Genomic DNA, 19,559 nt, shown 5'->3' with positions numbered 1-19,559 from the left:
TTTGCCGTGCACGCCACCTGCGAATGCGCCGCGTAGGTACTAGTCCTGATGGCATGCGGCCGGGGTTGATGACGGTGATTCCATTTCGTTATCACGATGACAATAAATGATTTTCGGTGCGCTGTGTTTGCCGGAATACTCCATCGCCAAGGACGTACGACTTAAGCGATGGATGCCGGGAAGAACGGCTCCACGATTTTCGAAACCCGGTTCGTGGAGCCCCCGACATGAACAACGCAACCTTGCCCGCCGGCACACCGCTGTCCGCTGACGTAGCCGCGGCGCCCGCCGTCCATGCCGCACGGCCAAGCCAGTTCCGCCTCATCGCCGCGTGTTCCATCGGCAACGCGCTGGAGATGTTCGACTTCACGGTCTACAGCTTCTTCTCGCTGCTGATCGGCAAGCTGTTCTTTCCTTCGGATAGTCCGTACGGGTCGCTGCTACTCGCCGTCGCCACGTTCGGCATCGGCTTCGTCATGCGTCCGCTGGGCGGCGTGGTGATCGGCAACTATGCGGATCGCCGTGGTCGCAAGGCGGCCATGACGCTGACGATCGGGCTGATGGTGATCGGTACGTTGTGTATTGCGCTGGCACCCACGTACGCCACGGCGGGCGTGTGGGGATCGTTGACGATCCTCGCGGGCCGCCTGCTGCAGGGCTTTTCGCTTGGCGGCGAGATCGGCGCGTCTACCGCGATGCTGATGGAAGGTGGCGACGTGAAAAGCCGTGGCTGGCGCGTAAGCTGGCAAATCGGCAGCCAGGGTATTTCCGCGCTGGCCGGCGCTGCCACCGGCGCCACGCTCTACGCGCTGCTGTCCACCGACGCGCTGGAAAGCTGGGGCTGGCGTGTGCCGTTCCTGCTGGGCCTGTTGATTGCACCCGTGGGCCTTTACATCCGCGCCAATCTCGATGAAACGCACGAGGCCGACGCGCACGCGCCAAGCCCCGTCGGCGAACTGTTCCGACGCCATGCCGGCAAGGTGGTGCTCGGCATTCTGGCCGGAACCGCGGGCACGGCGACGATGTACCTGGTGGTGTTCTTCATGCCGACGTACATGATTCGCGTGCTGCATATGCCGGCGTCGCTGTCGTATCTGTCCGGCTGTGTCACGGGCGTCACGCTGCTGGTCGTCTCGCTGGCCGCCGGCACGCTGGCGGACCGGCTCCCCCGGCGCAAGCCGCTGGTTGCCGGATCGCTGCTGTTCAGCCTGATCGCCGTCTATCCCGCGTTCTGGCTGATGAACCACTACCCAAGCGTGCCGTTGGTGCTGTGCCTGTCCGCCCTGCTCACGGCCAGCATCAACCTCGGCACCACGCCACTGTTCCTGATGCTGCTGGAAATGCTGCCGGCCGGCGTACGGGCGACTGGCCTGGCCGTGATCTATAGCGTGGGAGTCACCGTGTTCGGCGGCTCGTCGCAATTCATCGTCACCTGGCTGCTGGCAAAGACCGGCAACCCGATGTCACCGGCCTTCTACATGATGGCGTGCGGGGTACTGGCGTTGACCGCCGTGCTGCGCATTGCCGAGAAACGCGAACACTGAACCTCTGCGAGACCGAAACCATGACCCGCGAACCGACCCTGACGCCGTTCCAGCTCCTGCCGCACCTGCTGCCCGCCATCGACACCGAAACCTTCGTCGATATCCGCCGGCAGATTCACGCCCAACCCGAGCTTGGCTTCGAAGTAGGCGCCACCAGCCGGCTGGTGGCGACGCTACTGGAAAGCTGGGGCTACGACGTGCACACCGGCATCGGCAAAAGCGGCGTGGTGGGGCAACTCAAGGTGGGCAATGGCACACGGCGGCTGGGCATTCGCGCCGACATGGATGCCTTGCCGATTGTCGAAGCCACGGGCCTGCCCTACGCCAGCAAGACGCCTGGGCGCATGCATGCATGCGGTCACGACGGACACACCGCGATCCTGCTGGCCGCGGCCAAGGCGCTGGCCGATTCGCGCAGCTTCGACGGCACGCTGAACCTGATTTTCCAGCCCGACGAAGAGAACCTGTGCGGCGCGCGCGCGATGATCGACGATGGCCTGTTCGAGCGTTTTCCGTGCGACGCCGTGTTTGCACTGCACAACATGCCCGGCGTGCCCGCCGGATCGTTTCGCGTGCTCGAAGGTCCGGTGAGCCTATCGTCCGACGTTGCCGACGTCACGATTCGCGGCGTTGGCGGCCACGGTGCGATGCCGCATCGATCGAAGGACCCGATCGCGGCATCGGCCGCGATCATCACGGCACTGCAGACCGTGGTGGCGCGCAACGTCGCGCCTGACGACACCGCCGTGGTTTCGGTCGGCTTCATCCACGCCGGTGCCACGCACAACGTGATTCCCGAAGAAGTCAAAATTGGCCTGAATGTGCGCGCCGCGCGCCCCGAAACCCGCGCACTGGTGGAAGCACGCATCTACGAGATCGTGAGCCTGACCGCGCAGGCACACGGTGTGACGGCGCAGATCGACTATCGCCAGCTCACACCGCCGATGGTCAACGCGGCGGCACCCACGGCGCTGGCGCAGGAAGTCTGCACGGAACTCGTTGGCGCGGATCAGGTGGTGACGCACGCACCCAAGGGGCTGAACGGCAGCGAGGACTTCGCATGGATGCTCAATGCCGTACCGGGCTGCTACCTGATCCTCGGCAACGGCGAGGGCGAGTTCGGCGGCTGCATGGTGCACAACCCCGGCTACGACTTCAACGACCAGGTATTGCCGCTCGGTGCCGCCGCCTGGGTGCGGCTGGCGCAACGCTTTCTGACTGCCCAGCCCTGACCATGCTGGAAATCCCGATAGCGGATTCCTGAAGTTCTGTGGCATAGTTGCCACCGCTGTATCCCGCGATCTCGGGAGAGTCCGTGCCTGCCATCAGGCAGCACGGCGCCGAAGGAGCAACCGCCCCGGAAACTCTCAGGCAAAAGGACCGGTATCGCCAGTGCACTCTGAAGAACCCCCGGCTTGTACGTCGGCCGGTGGTACCGAAGGAGCAAGCGATGCCCGTTTTTTCACGCGGCATTGCGAATCTCTCAGGTCAAGGACAGAGGGGGCGTCCGCGTAGCGCATGGTGCGCCGTGGACTGCCACCCCATGACGTCCTGGAAGACCTTCCACATGAAAACCATTGCAGTGATCGGCGGCGGTATTACCGGCGTCACGACCGCTTACGCCCTCTCCAAACGCGGCTTCTCCGTTACGCTGTTCGAGCGGCATCGCTATGCCGCGATGGAAACGTCCTTCGCCAACGGCGGGCAGTTGTCGGCATCGAATGCCGAAGTCTGGACGCACTGGTCCACCCTGGCCAAGGGCATCAAGTGGATGCTGCGCGCCGATGCACCGTTGCTGGTGAACCCGCGCCCCTCGTGGCACAAGTTGAGCTGGTTTGCCGAATTCATCGCGTCGATTCCGCACTACCGTGCCAATACGGTCGAGACGGCACGGCTGGCCGTTGCGGCACGCGAGCACCTGTTTGCCTGGGCGCAGGCCGAAGGCATCGACTTCGACCTGAAGCAGCGCGGCATCCTGCATATCTATCGGGACAAGTCGGGGTTCGAACATGCCGGCCGCGTGTCGAAGCTGCTGGCCGATGGCGGGCTGGAACGCCGGCCGGTCACGCCGGAAGAGATGCGTGACATCGAGCCGACTCTGGCCGGCACCTACTACGGCGGCTACTACACCGAGAGCGATTCCACCGGCGATATCCACAAGTTCACCAGCGGACTGGCCACTGCGATCCGGCGCCTGGGCGTGCAGACGCTGTACAACCAGGACGTGCGTTCCGTATCGACCACTGGCAGGCGCGTGACCGTGGTATCGGCGGAAGATAACCTGCCGACGTCGCGCGACTTCGACGGCGTGGTGATTTGCGCGGGCGTAGCCAGCCGCGGCTTTGCCCGGCAGCTTGGCGACCGCGTCAACATCTATCCGGTCAAGGGCTACTCGATCACCGTGAATCTGAACGATGCCGAAAGCCAGGCGAGCGCGCCGACCGTGAGCCTGCTCGACGACGAGACCAAGCTCGTGACCAGCCGTCTGGGTGTGGACCGGTTCCGCGTGGCCGGCACGGCCGAGTTCAACGGCGTCAACCGCGATATCCGCGCCGACCGTATTCGTCCGCTGATCGACTGGGTGCAGCAGTGCTTCCCGGGCGTGAGCACACGCAGCGTGGTGCCCTGGGCCGGGTTGCGCCCGATGATGCCGAACATGATGCCGCGCGTTGGGCGTGGGCATGCGGCCAACGTGTTCTACAACACGGGGCATGGGCATCTGGGCTGGACATTGTCGGCGGTGACGGCCGAGATGGTGGGCGATGTGGTGCGGCAGGCGGTGCCGCAGGACGGGTGCGTGGCCGTTGGCGGAGGCGCAAGCGGCGTGGCGGCTTGAGGCGCTGACCCTCTCGCCCGGCCCCTCTCCCGCGCAGCGGGAGAGGGGAGAACTCCCGACGCTGCATCGATGGCCTGGCCAAAATGAAAAAAGCCCTGCTCAATGAGCAGGGCTTTTGAATTGGTGCCCAGAAGAGGACTCGAACCTCCACAGTGTTGCCACCGCTAGGACCTGAACCTAGTGCGTCTACCAATTCCGCCATCTGGGCTTCGTTTCGCTGCATTGCTGCTGCGACGCGAGCCGCGAATTCTACAGAAGCTTTCGGAATTTGCAAGCCCTTTTTCAACCGGCCTCGATATCAACTGTTCTGCACCCCCAGATACACGCTGGCGTCGAGCACATAACGATTCCGGCCAGCACGCTTGGCGCGGTACATCGCACTGTCGGCGCGATGCAGCAGCGGCTCCAGCCGCGCGGCCTCCGGTACCGCGCACACGGCGCCCACGCTGATCGTCACATACGGCTGCACAGGCGTGCCGTTGTGCGGAATGCCAAGTTCGCGCACGGCCGCCACCATGCTGCGCGCAATGCCGCGCGTTTCTTTCATCGAGGAATCGGGCAACACCACGGCGAATTCCTCGCCGCCAAGGCGCGTGCAGAACTGCGCGCCGCGCAGTACGCCAGTCAGCGCCGCCGCCACTTGCCGCAGGCATTCGTCACCACGTGGATGTCCGTAAAGATCGTTGAATTGCTTGAACAGATCGACGTCCAGGATCAGCAGCCCGAGTTCCGTGCCGCGCTCAAACGCACGCGCCACAGCTTCGTGTGACTCGCGCTGGAAGTAGCGCCGGTTCGGAATGCCGGTCAGCGCGTCGATGTCGAGGTCCGCCTGTACGCGCGACAACTGCTCCGTGGTTTCGCCGAGCTGGGTGGCCAGTGCCAGCTCGCGCGACTGGTAGCGGCTGATGTCGCGCATGAACACGAGCAGACCGATCTGTTTGCCATCCATGCGACGTACCGGTTCCACCGCCACTTCGTACCCGGCCCCGTCCGGAATGACGGGCGACACCTCGCCCGCTGCGTTCAATGCGTCGTGCCAGATCGATGGCGGAATCTGCCCACGGCACAACTCCGGCACCAGCCGTGCGGCAGCAGGATTGAATTCCACGATACGCCCATCGGCGCCCAGGATCACGCAGCCCTCGCGGATCGTGTCGAATACGCGGAGCCGCGCATAGTGCCCCGTATCGTCGAGGTGCGTGCGCAGCGCACAGAACCAGACCAGCAACGTCATCAACGAAAACGTGGCGGGCGTCAGGTCGCCGCCCAGCGGACTGGTCCAGCGATACAGGTAGGCGATATGCGTGACCAGCGGCAACATCAGCCCGGCCATCAGCACGTTGCGGCCGCGCACTGACAACGCGGCGTTCGGCACTTCGGCCGTGGCCAGAAAGTACATGCTCAGACCGAGCATCGCGTACGTCCAGGCCGCCGCGGCGGTATAGCCGATGCCGTGATGGAATACCGCGCCAGGCGCCACGCCCGGTGGCATCCGCTCGATCGTGGTCCAGATCAGATGGTGGCGCTCATTGGTAAAGACCAGCACGAGCGTCAGCAATGCCGCAAACACCGGCACCCACAGCATCGACCAGGGCACCACAAAGCGCGGGCGGCTCAGGTGAACCATCGCCACCAGCCAGCCAATCGGCACGGCCACGATGCCCACATACTGCAGCTTGGCCCAGAAGATACGGCCAGCCAGTTCCGTCTCGCTGATCTCCAGCAACCGGCCACCGCTCCAGATGGCCACGCCGGCGGCCAGCAGCAGAAACGCGCGCACGGTGGGATCATCGCGCCGCGGCCACGCTGCGACAGCCATGCCCACGCTGCACACCACGGCAATGGTCAGGCAAAGGACGAGAGGATACGATGGCATTGACGAGTGGCCGAACCGGATAGCGCCCCTTCGCCAGGCAGTGCGGGGGCGAACCATTATAGGCCCGCGCTGTCCGACGCTGGCGGGCATCCGCCACGGCGCCACACTCGTCAATACCACCCGGCAACACTACGGAAACCAGACGTGCCCATTATCCTTCTTGGCCTCGCGGTCATCGCCGCCTTTGTTTACGGGATGGTCCGGCTCTACCAGACGGTGGCGGCCGCGGCCGGCATGCTGGCCGGTACCGCCGCCGTGCTTGCGGTGCTCGCCGCGCTGACCGCGCTGTTCATGGCATGGCTGCGCCGCTACCGCGCCATTCACGGCCGGCGCGTCAAGGGCGAGCGCATCCTGGCCTTGCGCGGCGACTGGGGCAACCTCAGGATCGATGCCGAACGCAAGAACGGCGTGCTGGAAATGGGCGGCCAGCGCCAAGTCATGATCTTTGCGGACATCGACGGCGCGCGGCCCGAGGCGCGCCAGGGCCACTGGTATGTGGTCGTGGCACTGCAGCACCACAAGCAGGCCGAATGGGCCATTCCCGTACCGGACCGCGATACCGCCAACCGCTGGGCAAAGATCTTCCGGCTGGCGGCGCAGCAGAAGCTCTGAACGGGCGCTACCCGCGCATCAGCCCTGGAACGGCCGGCCCATTGGCTTCAGACGGATGCCGGGTGCCAAGTGCTTCCAGGGCAGATCGGCCGGATCGGCGGTCATCGGTCCGGGTGCCTTGGCCACCAGCACGGCATGCGCGATGCCCTGAAAGTCCGCGCGAAAATGCACTGAGCTCTTGTTCACAAGGATCTTCATCGCCTCTGGCTCAATTCCGCCAACGCGATAGAGATTGCGGTCGAGCATCTGTGCCTTGCCACTGCTGACCACGATCCGTACCCCGCCCATGCCGAGCAGCGCCACAGGCCCGACGTCGGCCACCATGCCGTGCATCATCGGCCCGCCAAAGCGGCACACGCCGTCCGACAAGCCGAGCACTTCGAAGCGCCCCTGCAGCGGCTCGTCTCCGGGCACGCCGGACACTCCGCCAAGCGCGATGTCGATCACCGCGCCAACGCCCGCGCGATGCGCTGTCGCGGCCGCCGTCGGGTCCCAGATCAGGCCAATCGCCGCGTCCCGCGCACCATGACGCAGCAGCGCGCGCAACATCCCCATCGTGTTGGAATCGCCTCCCGCGCCAGGATTGTCCTGGGTATCGGCAATCACGACCGGCCGCGTTGCGCCTTCGGCCATCCGCATGGCTTCTTGCACCGCGTCGTCGGGCGACAGGAATGGCACCTCCCAGGCGGCCTCTTCCGCCAGCATCCGGTCGTAAAGCGACTGGACGGCAGCTTCGGCGGCATCGGCATCCTCGCCGTAGCCCCAGATGACCGGCCCGCACTCCGGAAAATCCGCTGCCGGAAATCCCGGTGCAAAAGACAGCGACACGACCGCATTGCGCTCGGCGTCCTCCAGTGCCGCGTACAGGCCGCTTGCGGGTTCCAGCATCGTGCACATGCCGTTGATGGGAATCAGGAACGGCAGGCGCCGCGCCGCGACGTGCCAGCGGATCGAACGGCCCAGCAGAGGCTGTAGCAACTCCGCAGCGCGCACGCCGGTTTCCGCCATGTCGACGTGCGGATAGGTGCGGTACGCCACCAGTGCATCGGCGGCGTCGAGCATGCGCTCGGTGACATTGGCATGCAGATCGAGCGAGGCCACCAGCGGCACGCCGGGACCGATCACGTCACGCAGCCGCGCCAGCAGTTCGCCCTCGCCATCGTCAACGTGCTCGGCCACCATCGCGCCGTGCAGGTCCAGGTAGATCGCGTCGAAGCCGCCCGCCCGCGCGGCCGCGACGATTTCGCTGGCGATGCGCTCGAACGCATCCTCGGTCACGTGCGCCGACGGGCTCGCGCCGGCCCAGATCACCGGGCAAAGCGACCAGCGGTTGCGTTCCGCTGCCTGGATGAACCCGCCCACGGGAATATTCACGTCGCGCAACGCCAGCACATCGTCGCCTCGACACATGGCCGGAAAGCCCTCGCCGCGCTCGAAGCTGGTGTAGGTAGCCTTCGACGGCGCAAACGTATTGGTTTCGTGCTGGAAGCCGGCGATCAGGATTCGGGGTGACAAGGACATCTCCATATGCATTCTCATTGGTTGTGTCAGGCGGCGGCCACGCTGCCGTGCGATGCCGGCATGCGATTGGCCAGCAGCGTCAGGGCGCCAGCTACGAGCAACGCCACCATGACCAGCAGGCCGGCCTGCATGCTGCCCGTGGCCGTGCGCACCCAGCCAATGATCGTTGGGCTGAGAAACCCGCCGATCAGGCCGATGGTATTGATCAGCGCGATGCCACCGGCCGCCGCATCCCCCTTCAGGTACTGCGACGGAATGGCCCAGAACACCGTGTAGGCCGACCACATCATCGCCGTGGCAATCGTCATGCACAACAGCGACACGGCCAGGTTACCGCTGGACAGCGTCGCCACGGCCAGCGCCACGGCTCCCACGAAGGCGGGCACCGCGCTATGCAGGCGCCGCTCGCCGCGCCGGTCCGAGCGTCGGCCAATCACGATCATCGCAATGGCGGCGGCGATGTACGGGATCATCGAATACAGCCCGATCTGCATGGTGTCCGTGACGCCGTCCGCCTTGAGGATGGAAGGCAGCCAGAAGCTCACGGCATAGATGCCGCAGATCATCGTGAAGTACGCGAAAGCCAACAAGTAGACACGCGGGTCGCGCGCGACCTGTGCAAACGAATGATGGCCCGCGCCGGGAGAGTGAAGCTCCGCTGCAATCATGCGCTTTTCTGCTTCGGACAACCACTTGGCATCGGCCGGGCGGTCGGCCAGCACGCGCAACGCCAGCGCGCCCAGCAGCACGCAGGGCAACCCTTCCACCAGGAACATCCACTGCCACCCGGCCAGGCCGTGCGCGCCGGAAAGCCCGGTCATGAGCCAGGTCGACAGCGGCGAGCCGAAGATGCCGCCGATCGGCCCGGCCAGCATGACGATGGCCATCACGCGCGCCATGCGCTGCTGACCGTACCAGTACGTCAGGTAGAAGATCATGCCCGGCGCAAAGCCGGCCTCGAACACGCCGAGCAGGAAGCGCATGACGTAGAACGATGTCTCGTCGCGCACGAACATCATGCCGGCCGACGTCAGGCCCCATAGCACCAGGATGCGGCTGATGGTCTTGCGCGCACCGATGCGGGGCAGCAGCAGATTGCTCGGGATTTCGAACAGCACGTAGCCGAAGAAGAAGATGCCCGCGCCCAGGCCATACACGGCATCCGAAAAACCAAGGTCGCTCTGCATCTGCAACTTGGCAAAGCCGATGTTGACGCGGTCCAGATAGGCAAAGGTGTAGCAAAGCAGAAGGAATGGCAGAAGGCGCCAGTTCAGCTTGCGATACAGCGCGTGGTGCGCGGCACTGTCATGCGCCGGCGTGGTGCTTGGGGGCAGTGTGGCGGACATCCGATCTCTCCCGTGGTCGTCCTTGTGGATGCGATGAACGTTGTGCTGTTGCTGTGTTCTTGTTTTCGAAAGATCGTCGGGCAGATGAAAAATCAGCGCAAGAGCAACTTAAGTCGGTTATCGTTGCCCATTCGGCAACACCATGCATTGGGCGGACTTCGACATGCGAGAACTGAACCAGCGCAGGCTGCGCTATTTCCACGAGGTGCTCACGCACGGATCGATCCGGGGCGCGGCCGACAGCATCAATACCTCGCCATCGGTCATCACACGGCAGATACGCCTGCTGGAGGATGAGGTTGGCGCGCCGCTGTTCGACCGGCATGCGCGCGGCGTGCAGCCCACGGAGGCGGCATTGCATCTGCTGGAATACTGGCGCGGCTGCCGCGCGCAACAGGAACTGTTCGAAGACCGCCTGCAGGCATTGCGCGGCCTGCAACACGGCCAGGTGCGCATTGCCACGAGCGAAGGCTATGTCGATCGCCTGATGGACGAAGTGCTGACCGACTTCTGCGCGCAGTATCCACGGCTCGATGTCACGGTGGACACCCTGCCCGTCAATAACGTGCTGCAGGAGGTGGCGGAAAGCCGCGCTCATATCGGGCTGGCCTACAACCCGCCCTCGCATGCCGACGTCCGCTGGGTGGCAACGTCGTCGCAGCCGGTGGTGCTGCTGGTTCATGCCGAGCATCCGCTGGCACTGCGCGGCACCAGGGTGGAGGTGCACGAACTGGCCGACTATCCGCTGGCGATGATGCCGCCCGCGTTCGGGCTCGGGCAGGTCGTGCAGATGCTGGCCTATGCCGAGAACATCCAGATCCGCCCCACGTTGACCACCAATTCGCTGGCCGTGCTGCGGCACTTCGTCAAGCGTCATCACGGCATTACGCTCATCGGCGCATTTGCCGCGTATCGAGAACTGCAATCGGGCGAACTGGTGACGCTGCCGGTCGCTCATCCGCTTTTCGAAGCGGCCAAGGCCAGGCTGCTGGTGAAGACCGGTCGGCCGTTAGGCGTGGCGGCGGACACATTGCTCGGTTGCATCCTCCGTGACATGCGGATGTTTGCGGCACCGGTGCCGCGTAGCCGAGGAAAATCGACGCCTCGCGCCGCGGTGCGAAAGGCGCGCGCGTCGCGGTAGGCACTGACGGTCCGCTAGAATCGGGACTTCGACAAATCCGACTGGCCGCAACAGACAGCAAGGAGCCCGCGCATGACAGCACCGAACTGGAAAGGGATTGCCCTCACGGGCGCCGTGGCGATGGCCGCGATGATGGCGGGATGCGCCGCACAGCCACCTTCGGGCGGCGTAGCCGATCCAGGCCCGCAAGGCGGCCGTGGCACGCCGGAAGGCTGCCAGGCCGACAAGCTCGGCGACGACGCACTGATCGGCAAGACCGAGGCGGAGGCTGCCGCCCTGCTCAAGGGCTGCGCATGGCGCTTCGGCAATCGCGAGGGCCAGCATATGCCGGGCACGATGGACTACAACCCGCAACGCCGCACGATCGATGTGATGGGTGGCAAGGTGACGGCAGTCCGAAGGGGATAAGGCAGCGAACAGGGAGGCTTCGCTGGAAGCCTCCTGCTTCGTGCATCGCAACTGTAGAACGCGCGTTCATCCCGCGCGTGGACAACCCGGAACGGGTTGATCCATCAAAAGAACGTTGTCGCGCCGGTGGCCTATTTACGGCTACGTTCGCCGCCGCGTGAGTCCTGGATGATCATCGTGCGATCCAGCACGCCGTTGTCGTCGAAGTAAGCGCTGAAGTGCGCCGGCAAGTACCCTGGCAGATACATGCGATATGACCACGCCTCGCGCTTCATCAGTGCGTAGTACTGGATAGGCTCGCGCGGCTTGCCCCAGCGCTCCAGCACATCCTGCTTGGTCCACGTGCCGGGGCGTGCGGTGTAGACCTCGGTTTCCGTCAGCATCTGACGAAAACTGGTCAGCTTGCCGCTCGCATCGAAATCCGCTGCGTAGACCTCATAACCGTAGGGCTGTTTCGAGTAAAGCCACCGCTGCGTGCCATTGGCCAGCTGGAAAGTATCGGTTGGCGTACCGAACGTTTGCTGGATGGCCGCCGGCGGGCTGCCAATCAGCTTCTGCCCGGTTTCCACCGGCTGCAACGACGCGCATGCGCTCAACGCAAGGGCCACCACCAGGGTACCCATCCAGGCAGAAAATCGAATCGGCATGACGGCCTCCGGATAGCAGGGACGACAGGACTGCGTGCCAAGCATACTCCACCCCCGGCGTGCGGCACGCAGCCTGCCTGACACGTAAACACATCAGGCCGGCCGTTTATTCCCTCCGCGCGCTCAGGGCCGCAGACCCTGCCACGGAACGCGCACGATCTCACGGTCATCGATAGGCCAATGCAACGCCGCGGCAACCACGCCCAGCGCCATCGCACCCATCCACACCAGATCATAGGAACGGGTCAGTTCGAACACCAGCCCGCCCAGCCATACCCCCAGGAAAGATCCGAGCTGATGGCCGAAGAACACAAAGCCAAACAGCGTGGTGATATAGCGCACGCCAAACACCTGCGACACGATGCCGCTGGTCAGCGGCACGGTGCCCAGCCACAGGAAGCCCATCACCGCCGCAAACGCGTACAGCGTGACCGGACTCAGCGGCAGCAAGACGAACAGCGCCATCGCTGAAGTCCGGGCCAGGTAGATGCCTGCCAGCAGGTACTTTTTCACATGGCGTCCGCCGAGCCAGCCGAATGCATAGGTTCCGGCGATATTGGCCAGCGCGATGATGGCCAGCGCAATCATCGCGCTGGCCGGCGCCATGCCCTTGTCGCGCAGATAGGCCGGCAGATGGTTGGCGATAAACGCGAGCTGAAAGCCACACGCCAGAAAGCCGAGGTTCAACAGCCAGAATCCCGAATGGCGGAATGCTTCGCCAATCGCGGTGAGCATCGGCGGATGATTGCCACTGGCATCGCCCACTGCCCTGTCCTGGAACGGCAGCGCAAACGGCAGCAGGACCAGCGCCGCCACGGCAAACACGATCAGCGCCAGATGCCACCCTGCCACCGACATCAACGCCTGGGCCGACGGCACCATCAGGAACTGGCCGACGCCACCGAGCGCCCCGGCGATGCCCAGGGTACGGCTGCGCTGTTCCGGCGGCACCATGCGGCTCAGCGCACCGTAGACCACACCGAAGGTCGTGCCGGACTGGGCAATCCCGATACAGATGCCCGCCGCCAGGATGAATGTCATCGACGACGGCGCCATCGCCATGCCCCAAAGCCCCGTTGCGTACAGCACCAGCCCGCCGAGCATGACCTTCCACGATCCGAAGCGGTCGGCCACCATGCCCGTGAATGGCTGGGCGATGCCCCACACCAGGTTTTGCACGGCCATGCCAAAGCCAAAGGTTTCGCGGGTCCAGCCCCGCTCGGCAATCACCGGCAGCAGGAACAGGCCCTGCACATGGCGCACTCCAAGCGCCAGTCCCATCACAAGCCCCGCCGCAAGCAGCAGGAATACGGTGGTGCGCCACCAGGGTGGCGAGGCAGCAAGCTGCAATGCGCTGGCATCATGCGAAGACTGGCGGGTCATCATGACTGGCTCCACGGCGAAAAGATCGAACTAGGCGAAATCGCGTCTATTTCACGCGACTTCCTCACGCGGGACAAACGAGTTTTCAGACGTTCTGCCATTCCTGAGCCGCATGGCAACGGTATCGCGTTCGTGCTGTAATGGCGCGAGTTCCAGGTCATCGTGAGTCCTTGCCATGTCCGTCCCCCTCGTCCGGCTGTTTCCGCTCGACCTGCTCAAGGGCTTCGTGGCCGTCGGCCGGCGCATGAGCATCACGCAGGCGGCCGACGACCTGTGCCTGACGCAATCGGCAGTGAGCCGCCAGATCCGTGCGCTGGAAGAGCAACTCCAGGTACGCCTGTTCGTGCGCCAACATCGCGGCGTCGCGTTTACACCCGAGGGCGAGCGGCTGTTCCGCAGTGCCGACGGCGCCGTGCAGCAGCTCCAGGATGTGGCCGCCGAACTGCGCAAGCGCGATGGCCGACAGCCCGTCACGGTCACGGCAAGCATCGGCGTGGCCGGCTTGTGGCTGCTGCCACGGCTCGGCGGACTGCAGCGCCGTTTTCCGCAGCTCGACGTGCGGCTGTCCGCCAACAATCAGATCAGCGACCTGCGCGCCGACGGCATCGACCTGGCCATCCGGTATTGCCCGGCATCGGCCGCTCCGCCGCACGCGATCCACCTGTTCGATGAAACCATCGCTCCCGTGGCCAACCCGTCGCTGGGCGCCACGCGCGTGGCATCGGCCGAAGCACTGGCCGACCTGCCCCTGCTGGAATTCGACGACCCGAGACCGTGGCTGCACTGGCGCAACTGGCTCAGCGCGCAGGGCTACCGCCAGGCCAGCCGGCGCGGCATGCTGCGCTTCAACCAGTACGACCAGATCATCCACGCGGCCCTTGCAGGGCAAGGCGTGGCACTGGGGCGGCTGGAACTGATCCGGTCCCTGATCGAAGGTGGCCAGCTTGGCGTCGTGACCACGGCGGGCGCGGCCATTCCCAGCCCCAACGCGTACTGGCTGATCCACGCGACCGATAGCCCACGCCAGGACGTTCGCCACGTAGCCGACTGGATTGCGGAAGAGGCGGCGCGCATCAGATCGGGCGCAGCTCCAGCCGGTGCCGGCCCGGCGGCGTGATGTGGCATTGCACCATCCCGCCGTTGTCCGTGCGCAGCGCACTCAGAAAGTAGATGCCATCCTCCGCCACGCGGCAACGCTGGCCGGCCAGCAGCACGATATCGGCCGATGGCCTTGCAGTGCGGTGTTCGACAGTCATCCATAACTGGCCGGCGCGGCAGGCAACTTCGGCGCCCGCGCGCAGTGTTACGGGTACACAGTCCGATTCGATCAGCAGATCCCAGGTCATGGCAAAGCTCCGGTTCACGTCTGCAGTGTGGCAAACCGGTGTCTTCCTGCCATGAGCAATCGGGCAGCCAGCCATGACATTTGCGCAGCCGCCGGATGCAGCCGGATGCCGCCGCTAAAGGTATCGCTTCGCCCGCCCGTTAATATGTGCGTCGGCGCGAAATCTCATGCCATACATCAGGCCGCACATCATGGATCCCATCTCGTTCGAATTCGTCACTGTCGAAGAAGCCAAGAAGGTATTGGACAGCGGCCCACCGGCCACCGCGGCTGTCGACTGGAGCGAGCTGCGCCAGGCTCCCGATCCGATCAATCTGTCGCTCACGCCAGTGGCGCTCCGTTGGCTGGCGCAGTTGCCGCGCGAGGTGCGTCCGCTGGAACTGTTCTACGCCTACCCGCGCATCGGCAACCATCTGGCCGCGCTGGGCAATGCGGCGACGGTGTCGGCCTTTCTCGCCGAACTGCTGATCGACAAGCGAGGCGGCCGGCAAGGGTTTCCCGGCGGCATCGCGGGTGAACTGTCGCGCCTGCAGGAATTCCTGCTGACATTGCTGCAGCCGGGCGGCACGGACACACCCGCGCCATAGTCTGGCGCAGAGAAAAACGCGCTATAGCTGGTCTTCCACCGGCAACACCTGCAGGATGCCGATACCCATGTGCTGCCACACATTCATGCCGGGTTCCGTGTCGTAGGTAACTTCCTTGCCGTTGTCGCGCGTGGTCCACGTCAGTGACTCGGCGCCCGTATCGGTCTTCTTCAGTTCCACGCGATAGGCGATATCGATCAGTCGACGGTCGATGTCTTCCACGAGCTGCCTGGCCAGTGCGGGGCTATCGAGCACCACGCCCATTTCCGTATTGAGCTTGATCGAGCGCGGGTCCAGGTTTATCGATCCGACAAACAGCGTGCGGCGATCCACGACATAAGCCTTGGCGTGCAGGCTGGCACGGCTCGACGAAAACATGCTGCGCTGCGACGATCGGCTGCGCGCCAGTTCGGCATTGGCCGCCGTGGCCTTCAGTTCCCACAGCTCGACGCCGGCCCTGAGCAGGCTCTTGCGGCGCGGCGCATAACCAGCGTGCACGGCTGCCACGTCGGTGGCGGCGAAGGAATTGGTCAGCACACGGACTTTCACGCCGCGCCTGACCATCGTCGTCAGCCACTTCTCGTTCTCATCGTCCGGCACGAAGTAAGGCGATACCAGCACCAGCTCGGTCTGCGCCTTTTCCATCAGCGCGCGCAATTGTGGAATCGCATGTGTCGAGGGATCGTCCTCGTCCGCCTCGATCTTGTCGGCCCGGTCGGCAATCACTCGCGCAGCGCCCATATAGCCGGGCAGGTGGCCGACCTCGATACCTTTTGCCAGCCCGGAGTCGAGCAGTTCCTGCACAAACGGGCTGGAGCGCGCCATATCGCCCTGGGCTTCGATCTGCTTGCGGAAGGCCTTCAGTTCCTCCGGCGCCTCTTTGCCTTCGGGCGTCAGCGTGGCCACCGGATAGGCCAGATTGCTGTTCCAGTATTCGTCAAAGACCTTGCTGGCAGCCGGCACGACCGGGCCCGCGACCATCACGTCGAGATCGCTGAACGCTAAGTCCGGCTTGGCCGAGAAGTATGCGTCGCCAATATTGCGACCGCCCATGATCGAGACGAGGTTGTCGACGGTAATCTGCTTGTTGTGCATGCGGCGGTTCAGCCTGCCGAAGTCCCACAGGATTTCGAGCCAGCGCGCCTTGCGATTGGCAAACGGATTGAAGATCCGCACCTCGATGTTCGGATGCGAATCCAGCGCGGCCCAGACTTTGTCCTGCTTGCCGGTATGGATGTCGTCCATCAGGATGCGCACGCGCACGCCGCGATCGGCGGCGTCGATGACCTCGCCCAGCAGCGCGCTGCCCGTGGTGTCGATTTCGTAGATGTAGTACTGGAGGTCGAGCGTCTTTTGCGCGGCGCGGGCCAGCGCCATGCGCGCCGTCAACGCATCCGGGCCGGTGCCCAGCGGGTAGAAGATCGATTGCCCTGGATTCTGGGCGAGACGCGGCGCGAGGGAGCGCGCCAGCAACGTATTTCCGGTATCGGCAGCGGCATAGGTCGGGGTGCGGCCGGCATTGGCCGGCAGGCTGGCGCACCCGCCCAGCAGCGCCAGCCAGACCGACATCAAGACCAGCCAGGCCAACGAACGGGCATGCCGCCACCCTGCCTGTGCCGCCACCGCTGCGTTCGATTGAATCAGCGTCTGCGTCATGGTCTTCTCCCCGACGGTCCCGCCAATACCGGTTTGCTTCTGGTCGGCGCTACGGCTGCGCGGGTGGCGGTGCGTCCGGCCGGACCAGCGCCCGTTCGCGGTAGTAGCCGCGCACGATCTGTTGCGCCACCGCCAGCCGCGCGCTGACCGGCACCGGAAAGCGCACCACGGCGTCGTAGCGGTCGACATCGAACGGCTCGAAAATCACGCGCGGCTCGAATTGCGAGAGATCGACGAAGCGCATGTCGCCGTAGCGTCGCAACGTACGGCCGGCTTCCTCCATGAAGCCTTCGCACGCCTGGCGAGCCACCTGCACCAGCAGCGTTTCCACGGCTTCGGGGTCGTCCCCCACCGCCAGCGGAATACGCACCATATCCAGCGTATAGGCGCCGGCCTGCGAGTGATTGCGCACGGCCGTGGTCAGCAGCATGCTGTTTGGCACCTGCACGGTAAAGCCCGTGTACTGGCGCGCGGCGGCCACCTCCACCAGCGTGGTGGACATGACATCCATGTCGATGACTTCGCCGCCGAACGGACCGATCTCCACAAGGTCCCCAAGCTGGAACGGGCGCGTGATCATGCGCATGAACGCGCCCAGGAAACACATCACGAGTTCCTTGCCGACCAGCAGCAGCGCGGCGGCGAACGCAGCCAGCGAAATCGCCACGCTTTTCAGTTCCGACACCCAGATGCCCAGCAACAGCAGGAAGACCACGGCCGCCACGAGGTTGCGGGACGCGACGGTCCAGGCGCGATAGCTGCCGCGGTTGTCCGCTTGCAGCCGCGCCGAGAAAAAGCGGTTGATCAGTTTGACCACCAGCGTGCCGGCCAGGATGACCACGAAGCTGGTGACGATGTTGACCAGGATGCTGTCGTTGGCGTTGAAGTGCATGAGTGCCTTGCCTGTTGTCCTGCATGCCCGCCTCCACCGCTCAGACTGTCGCAACCGGTGCCGCAGGCGTGAATACCCACGGCGATTCTATCCACTTGCCAGTGTGCGGTGCGACCCAATGCGAACAAAAGTCGGCGCTGTCCGGTTCCGCTGTCGGCGTTTTTCTGTCATTTGCTGCACCTGCACGCCAGATCCTGGACAAAATCCGGGGCCCGGTGGCGCCAGGGCAGGCACGCGCCGGAGCGCGCGCGCAGCGTGGATCAGCGGATGGCCGGTGGCCGGTGGCCGGTCCCGGCTCAGGAAGCAGGGGCGGATGACGCCTGCCATCCGAGTCCCAGCGATTTCTGCAGCGACACATAATCCTTGAGCAGATCGGCATCGCCGGAGATGCGATTCTGCTGGGCCACCACGCGCGTGCGCTCCACGTCGAGCCATTCGAGCATGCTCGCGGTGCCGGCACGGTAGCGCTGCTGTTGCAGCGTGGAGGCACGGTCCGCCGACGCTTCCACACGGCGCAGCACCACCACGTGCTCGCGCTGGTGACCGTAGCGCGACAGCGAGACGTCCGCGTCGCGCAGTGCCTTCAGCACGGTGCTGCGGTAGTTGGCATCGGCTTCGTCGCGGCCGCCCTCGGCGCTATCCACCCCGGCCGCCACCCGGCCGAAGTCGAGGATGTTCCACTGCAAGCGCGGCAGCGTCAGCCACGTGCCGTTGTCCTTGCGAGCCAGGTGACCGGGGTCCATCGCACTGAAGCCCAGTGAGCCAAGCAGCGAGAGCTTCGGGAACCAGTCCGCCTTGCGCACGCCGATCTGCGCCGTGCTGGATGCCAGGCGGCGTTCGGCGGCACGAATGTCGGGACGCGACTTGAGCATGGCGGCAGGATCGCCCACCGCCACGGTTTCCGGGACATTGGGCAAGGGTCTCGCGTCCGCCAGTTCGGTGTCGAGCGCGCCCGGCGCGCGGCCGGTCAGCAGCGCCAACTGATCGAACGATTCGACGATGCCGGCCTGCACCGGCGACATCTGCGCGCGCGTGTTGTCGAGCTGCGTGAGCAGGCGCTCCACTTCGAGCTGCGACGCCACGCCGCGCGCGCGGCGTTGCTGCGTGAGATCGAGCATGTCGGCCTCCAGCTTTTCCGACGCCTGCAGATGGGCAAGGCTGGCCTGCTGTTCGCGCAGCGTGATATACGTCTGCGCCACCTCGGCGGCCAGTTGCACATGCGCGTCGGCCAGCTGTGCCGACGCCGCATCGGCTTCGGCCGACGCCGCTTCAATCGAGCGGCGCGTACCGCCAAACAGGTCGATCTCCCAGCTTGCATCGAAACTGGCGATATAGAGCGACAGCGGCCCGCGGCCGCCGCCCGACGACCCCTGCCCCGACAGCGCGGACAGGTCCGGCGAACGTGTGCGCAGCATGGCCGCATCGAAACCGACCTTCGGCAGCAGATTGGCCTTGTTGCTATCTAGGCCGGCACGGGCCTGCCGGACCCGCGCACGCGCGGCATCGATGTCCGGACTGTCCTTGAGCGCGGTTTCGATCAAAGCATCGAGTTGGGTATCGCCGAGCGCGTGCCACCAGTCGGCCGCGCGCGGTGCGCTGTGGTCGGCCTCGGCGGGCGCATGCGGAAAGCGGCCGGCATCGATGGCATTGGCGGCCACCTGCGGCGCGGTGCGATAGTCGGGGCCTACGGTGCAACCGGCGGCGAACAGCGCGGCGGCGAGCACCAGCAGGCGTGGCAGCGTGGCGTGTGAGGAGGCAAACATGA

General features: G+C 65.1%; 17 protein-coding genes, 1 tRNA gene and 2 riboswitches. Of the genes, 8 read left to right on the top strand and 10 right to left on the bottom strand.

What is annotated here, in order from left to right; genetic code table 11:
* Positions 1-227: 227 nt before the first annotated feature.
* The 3 genes from AC3FLX_RS01760 (at position 228) to AC3FLX_RS01750 (ending at position 4,380) form a co-directional block, all read left to right on the top strand.
* Positions 228-1,544 carry an MFS transporter gene (locus tag AC3FLX_RS01760; protein WP_488693288.1) on the top strand — a complete coding sequence of 439 codons (1,317 nt, stop codon included), beginning with the start codon at positions 228-230 and terminating at the stop codon, positions 1,542-1,544.
* A 20-nt stretch (positions 1,545-1,564) separates the two neighbouring features.
* Positions 1,565-2,776 (top strand): M20 aminoacylase family protein, encoded by a 1,212-nt coding sequence (locus AC3FLX_RS01755; protein ID WP_488693287.1) that lies wholly within the window; start codon positions 1,565-1,567, stop codon positions 2,774-2,776.
* A 62-nt stretch (positions 2,777-2,838) separates the two neighbouring features.
* Positions 2,839-2,937, top strand: a riboswitch (glycine riboswitch).
* A riboswitch (glycine riboswitch) is annotated at positions 2,938-3,052 on the top strand. It begins immediately after the preceding riboswitch.
* Positions 3,053-3,111: 59 nt separating this feature from the next.
* Positions 3,112-4,380: a D-amino acid dehydrogenase gene (locus AC3FLX_RS01750; RefSeq protein ID WP_488693285.1), complete on the top strand. Its 1,269-nt coding sequence runs from the start codon at positions 3,112-3,114 to the stop codon at positions 4,378-4,380.
* A 121-nt stretch (positions 4,381-4,501) separates the two neighbouring features.
* Here the strand turns inward: AC3FLX_RS01750 and AC3FLX_RS01745 are convergent.
* Positions 4,502-4,588 (bottom strand) — tRNA-Leu (locus AC3FLX_RS01745).
* 90 nt (positions 4,589-4,678) lie between these two features.
* Positions 4,679-6,256 (bottom strand): histidine kinase N-terminal 7TM domain-containing protein, encoded by a 1,578-nt coding sequence (locus AC3FLX_RS01740; RefSeq protein ID WP_488693284.1) that lies wholly within the window; start codon positions 6,254-6,256, stop codon positions 4,679-4,681.
* 144 nt (positions 6,257-6,400) lie between these two features.
* Here AC3FLX_RS01740 and AC3FLX_RS01735 point away from each other — a divergent pair, with 144 nt between their 5' ends.
* Positions 6,401-6,868 carry a hypothetical protein gene (locus tag AC3FLX_RS01735; RefSeq protein WP_488693282.1) on the top strand — a complete coding sequence of 156 codons (468 nt, stop codon included), beginning with the start codon at positions 6,401-6,403 and terminating at the stop codon, positions 6,866-6,868.
* Positions 6,869-6,886: 18 nt separating this feature from the next.
* Here the strand turns inward: AC3FLX_RS01735 and AC3FLX_RS01730 are convergent, their stop codons facing one another.
* The gene (locus tag AC3FLX_RS01730; RefSeq protein ID WP_488693281.1) at positions 6,887-8,383 is read right to left on the bottom strand and encodes a M81 family metallopeptidase; all 1,497 of its coding nucleotides are present in this window, start codon (positions 8,381-8,383) and stop codon (positions 6,887-6,889) included.
* 32 nt (positions 8,384-8,415) lie between these two features.
* Positions 8,416-9,735 (bottom strand): MFS transporter, encoded by a 1,320-nt coding sequence (locus tag AC3FLX_RS01725; protein ID WP_488693279.1) that lies wholly within the window; start codon positions 9,733-9,735, stop codon positions 8,416-8,418.
* Positions 9,736-9,898: 163 nt separating this feature from the next.
* Between AC3FLX_RS01725 and AC3FLX_RS01720 the strand changes: the two genes are divergently transcribed.
* Both AC3FLX_RS01720 and AC3FLX_RS01715 read left to right on the top strand, forming a co-directional pair.
* Positions 9,899-10,876: a LysR family transcriptional regulator gene (locus AC3FLX_RS01720; RefSeq protein WP_488693277.1), complete on the top strand. Its 978-nt coding sequence runs from the start codon at positions 9,899-9,901 to the stop codon at positions 10,874-10,876.
* Between the two features lie 72 nt (positions 10,877-10,948).
* Positions 10,949-11,284: a hypothetical protein gene (locus AC3FLX_RS01715; RefSeq protein WP_488693275.1), complete on the top strand. Its 336-nt coding sequence runs from the start codon at positions 10,949-10,951 to the stop codon at positions 11,282-11,284.
* Between the two features lie 131 nt (positions 11,285-11,415).
* Here AC3FLX_RS01715 and AC3FLX_RS01710 read toward each other — a convergent pair whose 3' ends face one another.
* On the bottom strand, positions 11,416-11,931 hold the full coding sequence (locus AC3FLX_RS01710) for a hypothetical protein (RefSeq protein ID WP_488693273.1): 516 nt from the start codon (positions 11,929-11,931) through the stop codon (positions 11,416-11,418).
* Between the two features lie 123 nt (positions 11,932-12,054).
* Positions 12,055-13,317, bottom strand: coding sequence for an MFS transporter (locus AC3FLX_RS01705; protein ID WP_488693271.1), 1,263 nt, complete (start codon positions 13,315-13,317; stop codon positions 12,055-12,057).
* 172 nt (positions 13,318-13,489) lie between these two features.
* Between AC3FLX_RS01705 and AC3FLX_RS01700 the strand changes: the two genes are divergently transcribed.
* The gene (locus AC3FLX_RS01700) at positions 13,490-14,431 is read left to right on the top strand and encodes a LysR substrate-binding domain-containing protein (RefSeq protein ID WP_488693270.1); all 942 of its coding nucleotides are present in this window, start codon (positions 13,490-13,492) and stop codon (positions 14,429-14,431) included.
* Here the strand turns inward: AC3FLX_RS01700 and AC3FLX_RS01695 are convergent.
* A complete protein-coding gene (locus AC3FLX_RS01695; RefSeq protein WP_488693268.1) occupies positions 14,388-14,660 on the bottom strand; it encodes a DUF2917 domain-containing protein in 273 nt (90 codons plus the stop codon). The two genes, AC3FLX_RS01700 and AC3FLX_RS01695, sit on opposite strands and share 44 nt — an antisense overlap.
* 190 nt (positions 14,661-14,850) lie before the next feature.
* Between AC3FLX_RS01695 and AC3FLX_RS01690 the strand changes: the two genes are divergently transcribed.
* On the top strand, positions 14,851-15,246 hold the full coding sequence (locus tag AC3FLX_RS01690) for a hypothetical protein (RefSeq protein ID WP_488693692.1): 396 nt from the start codon (positions 14,851-14,853) through the stop codon (positions 15,244-15,246).
* A 21-nt stretch (positions 15,247-15,267) separates the two neighbouring features.
* Here AC3FLX_RS01690 and AC3FLX_RS01685 read toward each other — a convergent pair whose 3' ends face one another.
* The 3 genes from AC3FLX_RS01685 to AC3FLX_RS01675 all read right to left on the bottom strand — a co-directional run bounded on the left by AC3FLX_RS01685 (position 15,268) and on the right by AC3FLX_RS01675 (position 19,557).
* Positions 15,268-16,902 (bottom strand): phospholipase D family protein, encoded by a 1,635-nt coding sequence (locus AC3FLX_RS01685; protein ID WP_488693266.1) that lies wholly within the window; start codon positions 16,900-16,902, stop codon positions 15,268-15,270.
* Between the two features lie 49 nt (positions 16,903-16,951).
* A complete protein-coding gene (locus AC3FLX_RS01680) occupies positions 16,952-17,794 on the bottom strand; it encodes a mechanosensitive ion channel domain-containing protein (protein ID WP_488693264.1) in 843 nt (280 codons plus the stop codon).
* 296 nt (positions 17,795-18,090) lie between these two features.
* Positions 18,091-19,557, bottom strand: a complete 1,467-nt coding sequence (locus AC3FLX_RS01675; RefSeq protein WP_488693262.1) for an efflux transporter outer membrane subunit — start codon at positions 19,555-19,557, stop codon at positions 18,091-18,093.
* Positions 19,558-19,559 lie beyond the last annotated feature (2 nt).

It is taken from the genome of Cupriavidus sp. 291-E7 (assembly GCF_057798835.1).
Note: the sequence above shows the minus strand (reverse complement) of the source record. Positions and strands in the feature narration are given on the sequence as shown.

Coding starts and splice junctions, on each gene's coding strand:
- AC3FLX_RS01760 (WP_488693288.1), top strand. CDS start 228: ATGAACAACGCAACCTTGCCCGCCGGCACACCGCTGTCCGCTGACGTA.
- AC3FLX_RS01755 (WP_488693287.1), top strand. CDS start 1,565: ATGACCCGCGAACCGACCCTGACGCCGTTCCAGCTCCTGCCGCACCTG.
- AC3FLX_RS01750 (WP_488693285.1), top strand. CDS start 3,112: ATGAAAACCATTGCAGTGATCGGCGGCGGTATTACCGGCGTCACGACC.
- AC3FLX_RS01740 (WP_488693284.1), bottom strand. CDS start 6,256: ATGCCATCGTATCCTCTCGTCCTTTGCCTGACCATTGCCGTGGTGTGC.
- AC3FLX_RS01725 (WP_488693279.1), bottom strand. CDS start 9,735: ATGTCCGCCACACTGCCCCCAAGCACCACGCCGGCGCATGACAGTGCC.
- AC3FLX_RS01720 (WP_488693277.1), top strand. CDS start 9,899: ATGCGAGAACTGAACCAGCGCAGGCTGCGCTATTTCCACGAGGTGCTC.
- AC3FLX_RS01715 (WP_488693275.1), top strand. CDS start 10,949: ATGACAGCACCGAACTGGAAAGGGATTGCCCTCACGGGCGCCGTGGCG.
- AC3FLX_RS01710 (WP_488693273.1), bottom strand. CDS start 11,931: ATGCCGATTCGATTTTCTGCCTGGATGGGTACCCTGGTGGTGGCCCTT.
- AC3FLX_RS01705 (WP_488693271.1), bottom strand. CDS start 13,317: ATGATGACCCGCCAGTCTTCGCATGATGCCAGCGCATTGCAGCTTGCT.
- AC3FLX_RS01700 (WP_488693270.1), top strand. CDS start 13,490: ATGTCCGTCCCCCTCGTCCGGCTGTTTCCGCTCGACCTGCTCAAGGGC.
- AC3FLX_RS01695 (WP_488693268.1), bottom strand. CDS start 14,660: ATGACCTGGGATCTGCTGATCGAATCGGACTGTGTACCCGTAACACTG.
- AC3FLX_RS01690 (WP_488693692.1), top strand. CDS start 14,851: ATGGATCCCATCTCGTTCGAATTCGTCACTGTCGAAGAAGCCAAGAAG.
- AC3FLX_RS01685 (WP_488693266.1), bottom strand. CDS start 16,902: ATGACGCAGACGCTGATTCAATCGAACGCAGCGGTGGCGGCACAGGCA.
- AC3FLX_RS01680 (WP_488693264.1), bottom strand. CDS start 17,794: ATGCACTTCAACGCCAACGACAGCATCCTGGTCAACATCGTCACCAGC.
- AC3FLX_RS01675 (WP_488693262.1), bottom strand. CDS start 19,557: ATGTTTGCCTCCTCACACGCCACGCTGCCACGCCTGCTGGTGCTCGCC.